The sequence below is a fragment of the Campylobacter concisus genome (genome assembly GCF_015679985.1).
Classification (GTDB): domain Bacteria; phylum Campylobacterota; class Campylobacteria; order Campylobacterales; family Campylobacteraceae; genus Campylobacter_A; species Campylobacter_A concisus_AC.
Genome location: NZ_CP049239.1, coordinates 651503 through 666873, shown reverse-complemented (window position 1 = coordinate 666873; position 15371 = coordinate 651503). Strand labels below are relative to the sequence as shown.

Annotated in this window: 15 protein-coding genes and 1 tRNA gene; 6 read left to right on the top strand and 10 right to left on the bottom strand. The window is 34.8% G+C overall.

Annotated features, from left to right (window positions below):
• Positions 1 to 4: 4 nt before the first annotated feature.
• From smpB to G5B98_RS03380, 6 genes are all read left to right on the top strand, one after another.
• Positions 5 to 457, top strand: a complete 453-nt coding sequence (smpB, locus tag G5B98_RS03405) for an SsrA-binding protein SmpB (RefSeq protein ID WP_196087342.1) — start codon at positions 5 to 7, stop codon at positions 455 to 457.
• Between the two features lie 8 nt (positions 458 to 465).
• On the top strand, positions 466 to 1062 hold the full coding sequence (locus G5B98_RS03400; RefSeq protein ID WP_196087176.1) for a TlpA family protein disulfide reductase: 597 nt from the start codon (positions 466 to 468) through the stop codon (positions 1060 to 1062).
• Positions 1063 to 1124: 62 nt separating this feature from the next.
• The gene (flgB, locus tag G5B98_RS03395) at positions 1125 to 1559 is read left to right on the top strand and encodes a flagellar basal body rod protein FlgB (RefSeq protein ID WP_196087175.1); all 435 of its coding nucleotides are present in this window, start codon (positions 1125 to 1127) and stop codon (positions 1557 to 1559) included.
• Between the two features lie 8 nt (positions 1560 to 1567).
• Complete coding sequence (gene flgC / locus G5B98_RS03390; RefSeq protein ID WP_054196420.1) at positions 1568 to 2068, top strand: flagellar basal body rod protein FlgC; 501 nt, start codon at positions 1568 to 1570, stop codon at positions 2066 to 2068.
• On the top strand, positions 2068 to 2361 hold the full coding sequence (gene fliE, locus G5B98_RS03385; protein ID WP_021090507.1) for a flagellar hook-basal body complex protein FliE: 294 nt from the start codon (positions 2068 to 2070) through the stop codon (positions 2359 to 2361). The genes flgC and fliE overlap by 1 nt, the downstream gene beginning before the upstream one ends.
• 7 nt (positions 2362 to 2368) lie before the next feature.
• A complete protein-coding gene (locus G5B98_RS03380; protein WP_196087174.1) occupies positions 2369 to 4201 on the top strand; it encodes a peptidoglycan D,D-transpeptidase FtsI family protein in 1833 nt (610 codons plus the stop codon).
• Between the two features lie 601 nt (positions 4202 to 4802).
• On the opposite strand, the gene G5B98_RS03375 is transcribed toward G5B98_RS03380, so the two are convergent.
• From G5B98_RS03375 to fusA, 10 genes are all read right to left on the bottom strand, one after another.
• Positions 4803 to 5234 (bottom strand): fatty-acid--CoA ligase, encoded by a 432-nt coding sequence (locus G5B98_RS03375; RefSeq protein ID WP_087576848.1) that lies wholly within the window; start codon positions 5232 to 5234, stop codon positions 4803 to 4805.
• Entirely contained in the window at positions 5235 to 8330 is a 3096-nt protein-coding gene (gene ccsA, locus G5B98_RS03370) for a cytochrome c biogenesis protein CcsA (RefSeq protein WP_196087173.1), read from the bottom strand.
• Positions 8331 to 8375: 45 nt separating this feature from the next.
• The gene (locus G5B98_RS03365) at positions 8376 to 8933 is read right to left on the bottom strand and encodes a c-type cytochrome (RefSeq protein ID WP_084040670.1); all 558 of its coding nucleotides are present in this window, start codon (positions 8931 to 8933) and stop codon (positions 8376 to 8378) included.
• A gap of 93 nt (positions 8934 to 9026) precedes the next feature.
• Positions 9027 to 10256, bottom strand: coding sequence for a major outer membrane protein (locus G5B98_RS03360; RefSeq protein WP_084040672.1), 1230 nt, complete (start codon positions 10254 to 10256; stop codon positions 9027 to 9029).
• A gap of 266 nt (positions 10257 to 10522) precedes the next feature.
• Positions 10523 to 10960: a hypothetical protein gene (locus G5B98_RS03355; RefSeq protein WP_103628909.1), complete on the bottom strand. Its 438-nt coding sequence runs from the start codon at positions 10958 to 10960 to the stop codon at positions 10523 to 10525.
• 133 nt (positions 10961 to 11093) lie between these two features.
• Positions 11094 to 11681 carry a hydrogenase-4 component G gene (locus G5B98_RS03350; RefSeq protein ID WP_196087172.1) on the bottom strand — a complete coding sequence of 196 codons (588 nt, stop codon included), beginning with the start codon at positions 11679 to 11681 and terminating at the stop codon, positions 11094 to 11096.
• An 82-nt stretch (positions 11682 to 11763) separates the two neighbouring features.
• Positions 11764 to 12198 (bottom strand): Dps family protein, encoded by a 435-nt coding sequence (locus tag G5B98_RS03345; protein ID WP_021090517.1) that lies wholly within the window; start codon positions 12196 to 12198, stop codon positions 11764 to 11766.
• A gap of 149 nt (positions 12199 to 12347) precedes the next feature.
• Positions 12348 to 12725 (bottom strand): rhodanese-like domain-containing protein, encoded by a 378-nt coding sequence (locus tag G5B98_RS03340; RefSeq protein ID WP_085657555.1) that lies wholly within the window; start codon positions 12723 to 12725, stop codon positions 12348 to 12350.
• Between the two features lie 407 nt (positions 12726 to 13132).
• Positions 13133 to 13209, bottom strand: a tRNA-Arg gene (locus G5B98_RS03335).
• 79 nt (positions 13210 to 13288) lie between these two features.
• Positions 13289 to 15367: an elongation factor G gene (fusA, locus tag G5B98_RS03330; protein WP_196087171.1), complete on the bottom strand. Its 2079-nt coding sequence runs from the start codon at positions 15365 to 15367 to the stop codon at positions 13289 to 13291.
• Between the last annotated feature and the right edge of the window lie 4 nt (positions 15368 to 15371).

Genomic DNA, 15371 nt, shown 5'->3' with positions numbered 1-15371 from the left:
TTTGATAAAAGATCTAGCAAAAAACAAAAAAGCTTTGCATGACTTTAGCATACTTGAAACCTTTGAGGCTGGCATCGTTTTAAAAGGCAGCGAAGTCAAAGCTCTAAGGGCTGGTAGAGCAAATTTAAAAGATAGCTTTGTGCGCGTCATAAAAGGTGAGCTTTTTTTACTAAACGCCCATATCAGCTATCTCGAGACTGCACATAGCACATTTCGTCCAAATGAGCGAGCAGCCAGAAAACTTTTGATGCACAGAAAACAGATCGATAAAATTTTTGGTCAAGTCTCACAAGATGGGCTTGCTCTAGTCGTTTTGGCGCTTTATCTAAGCGATAAAAACATCGTAAAAGCAAGACTAGCCCTTGCAAAAGGTAAAAATTTACACGACAAGCGCGAGACTTTAAAAAGACGTGAGGCAGACAAAGAGGCAAGAGCTGCCATAAAAAGATATGTTTAAGGGATAAGATGAAAAATTTACTCGTTTTAATAATCACTTTATTTGCTTTTTTTGGTTGTAGCGATGATGAAAGCAGCAGTGCAAATTTTAAAGAATTTAGCCCAAATGAAGAAGTTAAACTTGTAGATGTGAGCGGCAAGGAGCTTACTTTAGTTCGAAAAGACCGCGGCTTTGCTATCAAAAATGATGAAAATAAGGTTTTAATGATCGATATTTTTGGTACATTTTGCCCGCCTTGTCAAAAAGAGGCAGCTGAGCTTACAAAATACCAGCTTGAAAACAAAGATAAATTTATACTAATTGGACTAACTCATTTTGAAAATGTCACAAATGAGTATGTTTTACACGAATTTATGCAAAAATTTAATGCCTATTATTTCATAACAAACGATCAAAAGATAAATGATAGACTTGCCGAGCAGATCGTAAGAGACATCGAATATAAACACGAGATCGCACTACCTTTCAAGGTCGTGATAAAAAATGGCGAATATCAAATTTTAACAGACGTAGATAGCGGACAATACGGGGTAAAATACTATCTTGGTGGTATAAAAGTCACAAAAATGAAAGAAGATCTGTCAAAAATTTATGAGACAAAATAAATTTGCTCTATATTTGGAACATCGTTTGCTTATAAAAATGTGAAATTTCATAAGGATTTTAAATGTTTGTTTTAGATAAATCAAAATCTAGCCCTCTTGTTGAATCAGCTCTTGCAGGCAGAGAACTACGCCAAAAACTAATCTCTGGCAATCTTGCAAATGTTGATACACCATTTTATAAAGCTAGAGATATAAGATTTGAAGATGTTTTAAAAGAAAAAGCAAATGAAATTTATAACGTTTCAGAAAGCAAAAAACTAAATTTAGCTAAAACAAACGAAGCGCACATGGCTGCGGTTGATTTCCCAAAAAGCGATACAGCTCAAATTTTCTTGCGTGACGGTCACATGGCTAGAAATGACGCAAACACGGTTGATCTTGATGTTGAGACAACAGAAATGGGTAAAAATACAGTTATGATAAACGCCCTTGATAGCGCCTACAAGGCTCAGGGTAATATCTTTAAAAGCGTAATAGACGCAAGTGCTAAGAACTAGGAGAGATGATGTCATACTTAAACGATTTTGATATTAGTGGATACGGACTAAGCGCGCAACGCTTCAGGATGAACGTCATCAGCTCAAACATAGCAAATGCTCAAACTACAAGAACGGCTGAAGGTGGGCCTTATAGAAGACAAGAGGTGATCTTTAAAGAGATGAATTTTGATAAAATTTTAAACGATCAGCTTAAAAGCTCACAAAGTCTACTCGAGTATGAAAATCCGCTTGACGATCCAAGCTCACCAAGAAACGCTCACCCTGCCCTAACTAGTGTGATCGTAGATAAAGTGGTGCGCGACGATAAGGACTTTCAGCTAAAATATGACCCGAGCCATCCAGACGCAAATGCAAATGGCTACGTCGCATTTCCAAATATAAACCCAGTCATTGAGATGTCTGACCTACTTGAAGCAACAAGGGCATATCAAGCAAACGTGGCAGCCTTTCAAAATGCAAAAACAATAGCACAAAGTGCGATATCACTTATTTCAGGACAAGCATAATGATAAATAGTATAAATTTAGACAAAATAAATAAAAATGAAAATTCAAATAAAATAGCAAAAGCAGGCGAAGAAGGCGGCTTTGAAAATGCCCTAAATGACTCTTTAAAAGAGCTAAATAAAGTCCAAATCAACGCTGATAAAGCCATAGCCGATCTTGCAACTGGCGAGGTAAAAGATCTTCACCAAGCTGCTATTGCGATAGGCAAAGCAGAGACTAGCATGAAGCTTATGCTAGAAATTCGCAACAAAGCACTAAGTGCTTATAAAGAAATTTCTAGAACACAAATTTAAGTCATTAATGAATTCCAGAAAATCAAAAATAACCATACTTTTTTTATTAATTACTTTTGGAATTTCAATATTTGTGCTTGTCATATTTTATAGAGCAAGTATAGAGCGAAAGCTTCCTAGGCTTCAAACAAGCGATATAAACACAGCAATTCGTGGTAATATAATCACAAAAGATGGCTTTAGCATCTCTTCAAGTCAAAAACTCTACAAAGTAATGCTTGACGCTAGAAATATTGATCCTAATAAAAAAGAGATGTTTATCAAGCTATATTCGCTTTACAGCGGCGACGATCCAAACAAAGTAAGAAAGATTATAAATGGCACAAAAGGTATCGTTACGCTCTCATATAGCATTGATGCAAAGGGTGCTACCTACCTTCAAGAGCTCTCAAGAAAGCTAAATCGCAAGAGCATTTTGGTTTCATACCTTGATCCAAAAACAGGACTTGCTTCATTTCAGGGCATGAGAGTAATGGAGAGCGGCCAAAATCGTAAATTTATGTCAAAAGACGCCCTCACACCAGCTATTGGCTACGTGAGCAAAACTGAAAGTGACGCACTTACAAAAAGTAAAGGCGTAAAAGGTCTTGAGAGATATTATGAAGATTATTTAGCTCCGATACAAAATGCAAAAATTTTAGGGCCTCGTGATATTGGAAACAATATCATTTTAACAAGTGACTCAAATTTAGCAACAAGAGTAGATGGCTACAATGCGGTGCTTTCTATACCGCTTAAATTTCAAACTAAACTAGAGCAAATTTTAGATGAAAAGCGTGAATTTCTAGATGCAAAAGAGTTAGTCATCTGCATAATGAATAGCAAAAATGGAGAAATTTTAGCCCTAGCTTCTAGCTCAAGATATGATCCTTCAAACATAAGAAAGCAAGATTATAGCGCTCTAAATTCGACCGTTAGTGAATATGCTTATGAAGTTGGCTCAGTTTTTAAGCCATTTATATTTTCTATCTTACTTCAGGAGAAGAAAGTAAATCCATTTGAGCTTGTAAATACCTATAATGGCCGATATCAACTTGGCAAAAGGATAATCAAAGATACCCATCCAGAGCCTTTTATGAGTGCTGAAGATATAATCGTACATAGCTCAAACATCGGTATGATTCAACTTGTTGAACGTTTAAATGGTCCACAAATTTATCAAGGACTTTTAAATTTTGGCTTTTCAAGAAAAACTGGCATAGATCTACCTTACGAGCAAGTAGGCATGATGCCAACAGTTACAAAGCTAAACTCATCGACATATAAGGCGACTGTGAGCTACGGATACGGCTTGCAAGCTACATTTATGCAGCTTTTAAAAGCCTATAATACATTTAACAATAAAGGCATTGAAGTTACTCCTCACATGGTTGCCTACTTAGAGAGAAATGGAAAAAGATATGATTTGCCAAAGTCCGAGCCAGCTCAAGTTATATCACAAGAGACCGCAAAGATAATGAAGAGAATTTTAATAAAAACGGTTGAGAAAGGTACTGGACTAAAAGCCTTTACGCCAGGACTTGAGATAGGTGGCAAGACTGGAACTGCACACATTGCCTCAGGTAGTGGTGGATACAGCAATACCTACAATGGCTCATTTTTTGGCTTTGTAAATGATACAAGAGGCAATAGCTACACAATAGGCGTTTTAGCAAGGGATCCTAAAAGACCTTACTACTACTTCGGTGCTCAAAGTGCCTTGCCTATGTTTAAAAAAGCAGTTGATCTGATGGTTGAGGATGGATATTTATTTCCTGATGTAAATGTAATAGCTGAGTTTGAAGCCAAAAAAGATAAGCTTAAAAACGATAAGACAAAACAAAAGCCTGCTTTGGACTAAAATTTTAAAGATAAAAAGGACCTAAAAACCAAGCAAAAGCTAAATATAAAAATTTCTCTTGCTTTTTTGGCATTTTCTCTAATTGCAAAACCTTTAATGCTCTTAAAATACTTTTACTTTCTAATAGCAATTAAATTATAAATAGAAAATCTAAACTGATCAAAAAGATTAGATAAATAAGTGGTGTAACATAATTAAATCTTAAGAATAGCGCTACGATACAATGAAAAAAGCCGTAGTTGTATCTGATACAAACATAAAAACCATAAATTATATAGGCCATCATTAGAATCAAAAAAGCATAGAATACAAAGCTTAAACCAGCATAATCTGAAATATTTAAAAAGCTGCAAACAAAAATAAAAGCACTTACCAAAGCAGGCAATATAATGATTGGAAAAATTAGATGAAGTCCGACTAGATCAAATTTACTCGCATAAACCTTTATGTTATATCTACCTGCAGGAATTATCAAAAATATAGGCAATACGATTGAAAAGAGAATAAGAAATATCACATACATAGAATCAATATCATAAGAACTCATTTTTTATCCCAAGCTTGATTTTAAGATATTTTAACTACACTTTTTTGAATAAATTTATCTACGATTTTTGCGATTTTCTATGCCGATTTTTTCACTCTCTTCTATTTCGACAATGTAGCTTGGGTTTTTCTTTTTAGCTTCTTTGTCTAAAAAACTAATGAGCTTTGCATCAGAATTTTTATGAGAGCAGATTAAAATTATAAAATTTATATAGTTATTTGCCTCTTTTGGCATGACTTGGTTATTTTTAGCTGGTATACTAAAATTTCCTACAAAGATTTGAATAAGTTCGAAAAGCTCGTTTTTGCTTAAACTATTATCACCTGCAAGCTTTTCAAGCTTTTCGATCGTTATCTCTTCTTTTTCTAATACAAGCTCCTTTGTTTCGGTGCTATAATCCCTATTTCTTAAAAGTAAATAGATTAGTGCACAAATTGCAATTAATAGCAGTACAATAAAGAAAACTATTAGACCTTTTATTAGCATCTAAAGCCTTGAACAAAGTGATCGCTTTGTAAATGCCAAAACACTCATAAGCACCATTATCACAATACTAATCCAGACAAAATCAGGCACTGGCAATGGATCGCCAGCTGCATATGAGTGCATGCCAGCTAAATAAAAATTTACACCAAAATAAGTCATAATAATCGACCAATAAGCAAAGAACGAAGCAACTGCAAACGCATATTGATTGTTTAGCTTTGGAATAAATCTTATATGAAGAACTGCGGCATAAACAAGTATCGAAACTAATGCCCAAGTCTCCTTGCTGTCCCAGCCCCAATATCTGCCCCAACTCTCGTTTGCCCAAACACCGCCTAGGAAATTTCCAAGAGTAAGCAAGCTAAGTCCTAGTATCATAGCCATCTCATTTATGCGGGTAGCTTCGAGGATGTTGCGAGAAATTTCTGGATTTGGCTTTTTCTTATTTTGCAAAATAATAAGCAATAGTGTAAAGCCACCAAGTAACGCACAAAGCCCTAAAAATCCATAACTTGCAGTAATGACAGAGACATGTATTGTTAGCCAGTAGCTTTGAAGCACTGGCACAAGTGTAGTGATCTGTGGATCCATCCAGTTAAGGTGCGCAACAAACAATGTAACACCAGCCAATATGGACGTAAGAGCAAGAGCGATAGGACTACGTTTTGCAAAGACGATACCAGAAAATCCTAAAGCCCAAGCGATATAGACCATCGATTCATAAGCGTTACTCCAAGGCGCATGTTCAGCAATGTACCAACGAAGTCCAAGTCCGACAGTATGAGCAAGAAAAGCTAGTAAATTTATAATGTATACAACTCTTACAATACCATTTATCTGAACTTTTGGAGCTAGCATTTTAACAAAAACAAAAAATAAAAGCGCAAGTCCAGCCAAAAGATAAACCGGCGTCAATCGCTCAAAAATTTGAATTTTATTAAACAAAATTTCTATATTTATCTTTTTTTCACTTGGCATTACAGCAGAGCCATACTTTTGCTGATAGGCTGAAATTTTATCAAGTGCGGCATCAGCCTTACTCCAATCATTATCTTTTGTTGCTGCATCAACTGCTGCAAAATACTCTCTCATCATATTAATGACTAGATCGGCCTCTTTAGGCGGAAAGTACATCATTGCACTAGCAGGCGAATACCAAGAGTTTGACGGATCATCTTGTTTTGGAAAAATTTTAAAAATTTCACCAATAAATATCATATAAAAAACATTCAATCTCTCGTCGATCTTTATCACATCTTTGTCAAATGTATTGCGTGATCCAGGATGCTTACGATTAGCAATTTCAGCAAATTTTGTGAGTTTATATTCACTTCCGCCATCTTTTGTGGCTCTAAAAAAATCATTAAAACTTGCATATTTTGCATTTTCATCTATGCCAAGCTCTTTTTTTAGCTCCTTGCTTTGTCCAAGTGAGATAATTTTTTCACTTCGCCAAAAATCAGGCGTTACCATTATTGAAAGCATGGCTTGATTCGAGTTTAGGCTATTTATATTCTCGCTTCTATGTATTTTATTTAAAATTTCTTTGCTAAGAGTATCAAATGGCTTCATTCTACCATCTGAGCTTTGCACAATAAGTCTAGAAAGCTTTTGTGTGTGCTCTTTGCTGATATTAGGCAAAAAGTCTTCAGCCTTTAATGAGCTAAAATTTAAACTTAAAAGCATAATGGCAATGATAGCAACAACCTTTTTACCGCCTTTTGTTGATTCATTATCGATTAACTTAGCTAGCTTTCTAAAACGACTACCAGGATTTAAAACATTTAACACAAAGCCAAGTCCAAGTAGAAAGTAGCCAATATAAGTTGGTATCTTGCCTGGATCTTTATTGATAGAGAGAATGGTTCCCTTTTCATCTGTATCGTATGAACTTTGGAAAAATCTATACCCATCATAGTCAAGCACATGATTCATATAAATTTTATAGTCAAGCCCCGATATGTTTGTATCATCTTTTACAATAACTTCACTTGAATAGCTCATAGGCGAATTTGAACCAGGATATCTTTTAAGCTCAAAGTCTTTTAAGTATAAGCTAAACGGAAGTTTAACCTGCTGTGCGCCCCATGAAGCGTTAAATTTTTGTCCAGCCACAGCCAAGCGTGAAGGTTCTGTTAGGTTGTAAAAAATATGCATCTCTTTACTCTCGCCTTTATAATTTAATTCAGCTATCAAGGCGTTAAATTCGCTATCTTTTGTACTAACTAGCTTCCTTGAAGCATGAACTGAAACTAATCTTGGAGCAAAATTTATATTTGAAATAGTATAAAGACTACCCATGCCAAAATCATTTACACTACCAGCTTTTAACTCAGTTTTTGAACTATCACTCATTGTAAATTTTGAAAGATCAGTATTTGAAGTAACTGTGAAATTTCCATCCACTAATTTAAAAAGCACATATTTTTTACTCTCATCCGGCTTAGCATTAAAGATAAAACTAATATCTGCAACTCTTGCTTCCTCTTCTTCTAACAAGAAGATTTCTTCACTTTCACTCTCGTTTGAAACCACAAATTCCACTACTGGTTGCCCATTTTTATCATCCACAAACTTATAACTTGCATTTGGCACAAATTCTTTAAATTTTAAATTAGCTTCAATATCTGCTATTTTTAGCTTTAGATCAAAACCTTTTTTTGCATCAGAAAGTCCTAACGGCAAAGCAGCATTTATCTCTTCTCCATTATCGTTTAATGCGGTTAAATTTAAATAGGATATTTTTGTCGTAACGATATTTGACTGAGTTTTTTCTCTTATATGCATATCAGCCTCAAAGCCAATGTATCTTGTTATACCAGCACCGATTAAGATAACGATAAAACCAAGATGGAATATAAGCGAAGGGAGTTTTTTTGGATCGATTAAGTTATATCTAAAGATATTATAGGTCAAATTTATACCAAGAAGTAGTTGAATGAGCGCAAACCAGCTGGCACCGTAAACATAGTACCATGCAGCTTCTGTGCTAGTTTTACTTTCTATTATCGTAGCGGCTCCGCTAGCTATGGCAAAGATTATCATCAAAACAATAGCTGAGCCCATACTTAAAAATAATGATTTTGGATTTAACATCTGCTTCCTTTTATTTATATTATGACAAAGCTATCAAAGTGAAAATTATCTTAAATAACTACCTTGCTTTGTTTGAGTAGAGACTGGTTTGTTTTCATTTGCGTCTTGTTCAGCAAATGCATCTTTGCCTTTTAGATAGGCAAGAATCGCACCAAGGTCATTATTTGAAAGAATTTTAGCTTGGTTTTGCATTACATTTTTACCGCTTCCACCGAAACTTGAGTCACTTCTATAAGAGATGATGCTATCTTCAATATCCTTAGCATCTATATTTTTTAGAGGCGTTGAACCAAATGGCCTTTTATCAGCATTCTCGCCATGACAGCTAGCACATTGCTTTTCATAAAGCTCCTTACCCAAAGAAACACTATATCTGCCCTTTCTATCAACGCCTAATTTTAAAATTCTATTATCTTTATAACGTCTTGGATCTTCATCAACATAGACATTTACTTTTTCATTTCTATCATTAGCCTGCTTTTTTGCCATTTCAGCAAGTTCTTTACCAAACTCACCACGAGCTTCTATATAGTAGACTTGTGAAGCTGCAAAGGCATTTGCCACCAAAAAACACGCCAAAAAAGAAATTTTAATACTTTTCATAATTTTCCTTGAAATTTTGCTCTAAATTTAAAAATCCCGGATCAGATTACTCCGACCCGGGATTATATCATAAGTTGATTAATGAGCTATGAATTAGAATGAGTATTTAGCTTCAAATCTGAATTTATCTTCTTTCTTTTTCTCATCATTATCTAATTTATGTGTTTGGAAAGAGTAGAATGAACTAAATTTCAACTTTTTGCTGTATTGATAAGCAAATCTTGGAACAAATTCTTCAACTTTATCTTTTGCATCTGGATTACCAGCACCAGCTGATGTTTTTTGAGTACCTTTTACATAGTCTAAACCAGCTGTAAATTTATCAAATGTATAAGCACCTGTTACGTAGAAGAAGTTACCTTTGCCTTCTGCATATGTCCAGTCAAATATATCTTCACCTGCGTCAATCAAGCTTCCTTGGTCTTCAAATGAAAATGCTGATATACCTTTATCTTTAGATTTCCAACCGATATAACCACCAGCTAAATCAAAACCAAATAGTGAAGTTGAAAGTTCTCCAGCATAGAAGTTACCATCGTTATATCCTAGTTTGCTTTTTGCACTAGCATCAACTGTGCTATTTACATAGTTAAGTCTTGCACCCAAAGAAACATCATTAGTAATAGCAAAATTTGCTGAAACATCAGCAGCAAGTAGGTCAGCTAGGTTTGTTAAACTAGCATACCATAGTTGGAAATTTACTGGATCATATGAGCCAGCTATGCCAGCTGCATATAGATTACCAACATCATAACTGTCTAAAGAACCTGTTGCCTTCTTGTATAAATCACCATCAGCCCATTCACTAGAGATAGCATCAAATGCTAAAGCTGTAAGCGTAAGACCTTCGATGTCTTCATTTACTACTCTTACACCTGTACCAACTGCATCATCAGTAAAGTATGAACCAATGGCTTGTTTACCGGCTGTGATAGTTGTACCGCCAATTTTATAGCCAAGATAGAATTGATGAACAGCAAATGTCTTTGTTGTATCTGTTTTATCTGTACCATCTGTATTATCTGTTTTAGCGTTATCACCTGAGCCATCAACAGAGTTATATCTTAAACCAATAACTCCAAAGAAGTTATCATCAATAGCGGCTTTAAAGTTTGTAACCATTCTAAATTGATGATTAGCTTCGCTTTTTTTTGTAACATCACTTTGCTCTGTATCTTTATTGTGAGTATTTGTATATCTATATCTTGCAAATCCTGAAAGATCTACATTTTTTATAGCTTCTTCAAGTGGAGTAGCACTTGCTACGCTTGAAAACGCACCTAAAGCAACCAAAGTGGCTAAACTAATTTTTGTTAGTTTCATTTTTTCTCCTTTTAAGGTTTTGTGACAACGATTATAATCTATAAATTTTAATTTAAAGCTTAAAAAATCATAAAATTTTTAATTTTTGTTACCAATCGTTTACTGATTTTAACCAAAAAAGTATATTTTTGATAATTTTAACCTCAAAAACAGCATTTTTGGAAAAGGGAATAAAAAGAAAAAGGGGCTGTTGCTTTGCCCCTTAAAAGGAGTTCTAGTTTTGATTGCTGTTGAAATTATATAAGCAAGCAGTAAATCAACGGTAATTAAAAAGAAATTTTTTCCTCTTTTGGCACTTCTATATTTGTTTTTACATTTTTTCTTTTAATAATCACTTCATTTTGTGGCTTTTTTATACCATTATATAAGCCACTAGAGCCGCCCTCTTTTATAAGAAGCATATCTATAAGTTTATCTGCATAAAAAGTCGCATAGACTAAGTCACCTTTATCATAATAGTATCTATTTGCACAAAAATTTGCTTTATTAAGTTTGTGGTTTTTTGTATCGCTCGCCACTATTTCATAGCAGTATTTTGAATCTTTATAAGTAACCTCTTTTATAAAACCTTTGATCGAGCTTTTTGCTGGTGTATTTTGCATGACCTGTCTTGGCTGTTTTCGTACTGGTGGATTGTCTTCAAAAAATGAGCAACCCAAAAACATGATAGCAGTTGTCAGTGGAAGTAAAATTTTAGCTTTCATCTCTTCTCCTTAGTGTAAAACGGCAAAGTATAACTTTTAAGATTAAATAAATTTTGCGGGAAATTAAAGGCTCGTATCTAAATTTATATGCACAATCATATAAATTTATCTTAGGCGAGCCTGCCTAAGATAGTTAAGCTGAAACATTTAAAACGTTACCGCCAAGCTCGGCGATCTTTTTATCAAGTGTCTCAAGGGTCTTTTTAATGGTCTTTTGAGAAATTTCAGGGAGCTCACCTCCCCAAATTTTCTTCGCATCCTCAAACCCCTTTGCCACACCTTCTCTACCAGCTTTTAGTTTTTCTATGTCATAGCCTGCACCATTTAACACAAAACTAGCTATCCTATCAACCGTATTTGCGATACCAAAAAATCCATTCTCGCTAATAAGATCATTTGTCTCGTCACTACTTAGCTCATTTAAGGATTTACCGTTATAGCCGATACTTGCAAGATCAAGTCCTGATAAAATTTCTGATAAATTTTTAGGCGCATTAAAGCTTAAGCCGCTTTGGGCTAATAAATTTGAACTACTACTTTTAACGATCTCTTTTTGATACTGCAAAAAGTAGCTATTTGAAATGTCTTTGGCTGTTAAATTTATAATTTCAGACTCTTTTTTAGAGATATCTTTTTCATCTTTATGAAGTGAAATTTCTGATTTTACATTTTCTTTTAGACCTAAATTATTATATGAGTTTGCAATTTGAGAAATCTTCATTTTGGCTCCTTAGAATTTATAAAATCAATATCGCCAAAAAGTAGAATTTATTTAGATAGAGCGGGAAAACTCCCGCTAGTAGTTATTTGCTAAGTGTTGCGTTTAGCATCCAGATGGCTTTTTCAAATTTTGCGATTTGATCTTGTGCATACATTTGAGTTGTTGTATCGCCTTCTGCAAGCTCGTCAAGCTTTTTAAACTCACCCAAGAGGTGTTTATAATCAGCCAAGACAATCTCTAAAACCTCAGTTGGAGTGTAAATTTCTTTTGGTTCGTGTTTGATATGAGTAACTTTTGCTAGCTCCTCAGCCTTGACGATAGGTCTGCCACCAAGCATAAGAGCTCTCTCAGCTGCATCGTCAAATATCTCACTCATATCTTCGTAGGCCTTTTCTGTGTATTCATGAACGCTAAAAAATTGAATACCTTTTACATTCCAGTGAAGGTCGTGAAATTTAATATAAAGTGCATTTGCATCAGCCTGAATAACATTTAATTGTAAAATAACTTTTGACATTTTGTCTCCTTCTTTATTATAAATATGATGAAATTATATATAGCTAGAGTTAATCGGTGGTTAATCAAATAATAAATTTTATTATTTGATATAAAATTTGACTACAAAATAAAATTATCTTGTAGTCAAATGTAGAATCATAAATTTTTCTATTTTTTATATGGTGTAGTTTTGTAGCCTTGCTCGATCAAACTGCTCATACCTCCATCCAAATTTATTATCTTAAGATCTGAGCTATCTATCGATGTAGCTGCTGCCGTACTTCTTCTGCCGCTTCTGCAAACAAGAGCAATAGGTTTTTTGATATCAACTGCCTTTGAAAGCTCCTCCAAAAATGCACTCTTATCGTTTGGATTAAAAGTTATAGTCTTTGCACCTGCGATAACGCCAGTCTCTTGCCACTCAGATGGAGTTCTTATATCGATAATCTGATCATATTTTTTGATCTCATCTGGGCTTATATTAACGGTTTTAACATCAGCTGACAACATACAACAAACAGCTCCTAAAAGTAAAATTTTTTTCATCTACTCTCCTTAAATAAATTTTTGAAATATTAGCACGGATTATTAAATATATAAAAATTTTTGTTGATAAAATTTATTAGTTTAGATAAAAATTAATAATATAACGCGTTGATAAAAAAGCTAAACCCACTACGAATGCATATATAGATAAACCGACTAGATTGATGAAAATATAGTCATTTACCATTATGCTTTTTATAAAATTTTCTTTGATATTAGTGATCTTGTTTGCATATAACTTATGATCTTTTTTATAAGGTCCATTCTTTGTATTTTCTCTTTTACTCTATTTGCTGATCAGCATAAGAGCATTTTTATAAATTGCTATATCTTATTATACGTTTTAGTATATTTTAAAAACACTTGTTTGAGCACTTTGTATTTTACAAAAATGATTGCATGATGGATGGTGTCCCCAACAGGGTTCGAACCTGTGGCCTTAGAATTAGGAATTCTACGCTCTATCCAGCTGAGCTATGAGGACAATTCATATATTTTGTAGATAGATTTTATCATAATAAATAATTTTTGAAGGACAGATTACTCTGCCCTTCTTTGGTTAATTAGCCATTTCTCTTTTTAATGATCTCATCGCTTACGTTTTTAGGAACTTCTTCGTAGTGATCAAATTCCATTGAATAAGTTGCACGGCCTTGAGTCATTGAGCGAAGATCTGTTGAATAGCCAAACATTTGAGCTAATGGACAATAAGCTGCAATGATCTTCACACCATTTCTATCATCCATTGAATTTACTTGGCCACGGCGTTTATTAAGGTCGCCTATAACATCACCCATATACTCTTCTGGAGTTTCTACTTCAACTTTCATCATAGGCTCAAGAATAACAGCACCTGCTTTTCTAGCACCTTCCTTAAAGCCCATTGAAGCAGCAAGTTTAAATGCCATTTCAGACGAGTCAACTTCATGGTAGCTACCATCAAATAGTGTAACTTTAACATCTTCGACTGGATAACCAGCAAGAACACCACTTTGAAGTGCCTCTTTACAACCTTTTTCAACAGCTGGAATATATTCTTTTGGAACAACACCACCTTTGATATCATTAACAAACTCAAATCCACTAGCAGCTGGGAGCGGCTCAATACGTAAAAATACGTGACCATATTGACCACGACCGCCTGATTGTTTAGCATACTTATATTCCTGCTCAACTGTCTTACGAATAGTTTCGCGATAAGCAACTTGTGGTTGTCCAACTTCAGCATCTACCTTAAATTCACGAAGCATACGATCAACTATGATCTCCAAGTGAAGCTCACCCATACCGCTAATAATAGTTTGACCACTCTCTTCGTCTGTACTAACTCTAAAACTTGGATCTTCTTGAGCTAGTTTTTGAAGTGCTATTGCCATTTTTTCCTGGTCTGCCTTTGTTTTTGGTTCAACTGCAACACTAATAACTGGCTCAGGGAAGTCCATTCTTTCAAGGATAACTTTATCTTTCTCGCTAGCTAGAGTATCACCTGTTAGAGTATTTTTTAGACCAACAACAGCACCGATCTCACCAGCAAAAAGCTCAGTAATCTCTTCACGTTTATTTGAGTGCATTTTTAGCAAGCGACCGATTCTCTCTTTGCAGTCTTGAACTGTGTTGTAAGCATAGCTACCACTTTCAAGGCTTCCTCTATAAACACGAATAAATGTTAGCTGTCCAACAAATGGATCGGTCATGATCTTAAATGCAAGAGCTGCAAATTCACCATTGTCAGTACTTTCAACGGTTACTTCAGTACCATCTTCATATACGCCTTTAATAGCTTCAATTTCATCTGGAGCTGGCAAGTAATCAACAACAGCATCAAGTAGAGGTTGAATACCCTTGTTTTTAAACGCAGTTCCACAAAGCATAGGCGTGATAGTCATTCTCAAGCAGCCTGCTTTTATGCCTTTTTTAATTTCTTCTTCACTTAGCTCTTCGCCAGCAAAAAATTTCTCCATCAAGCTATCATCTGTCTCTGAAACAGCTTCGATTAGTTTCGCGCGATATTCTTCTGCTTTATCTTTAACTTCAGCTGGAATTTCTTCTTCAACATAGTCAGTTGGTTTTTTCTCATCATTCCAAACGTAAGCTTTCATTCTTACAAGGTCAACCACACCTCTAAAGTTATCCTCAGCACCTATAGGAATTTGAATAGGAATTGGGTTTGCTTTTAGTCTTTCCCTAATCTGCTCTTCAACTCTAAAGAAATTTGCACCTATTCTATCCATTTTATTAACAAAAACGATTCTTGGTACGTGATATTTATTTGCTTGTCTCCAAACAGTTTCCGATTGTGGTTGAACACCACCAACAGAACAAAATACTGAAACAGCACCGTCAAGAACACGCATAGAACGCTCAACTTCGATAGTAAAGTCAACGTGTCCCGGAGTGTCGATTAGGTTTATTTGATAACCCTTCCAAAATGCCGTAGTCGCAGCTGAAGTAATAGTAATACCACGCTCTTTTTCTTGTTCCATCCAGTCCATGGTAGCAGCACCATCATGAACCTCACCTATTTTATGGCTCATGCCAGTAAAGAATAAAATTCTCTCACTAGTAGTTGTCTTTCCAGCATCAATGTGAGCCGCAATACCGATATTTCTTACCTTATGTAAAGGCGTTTTTCTCTCTGCCATACTA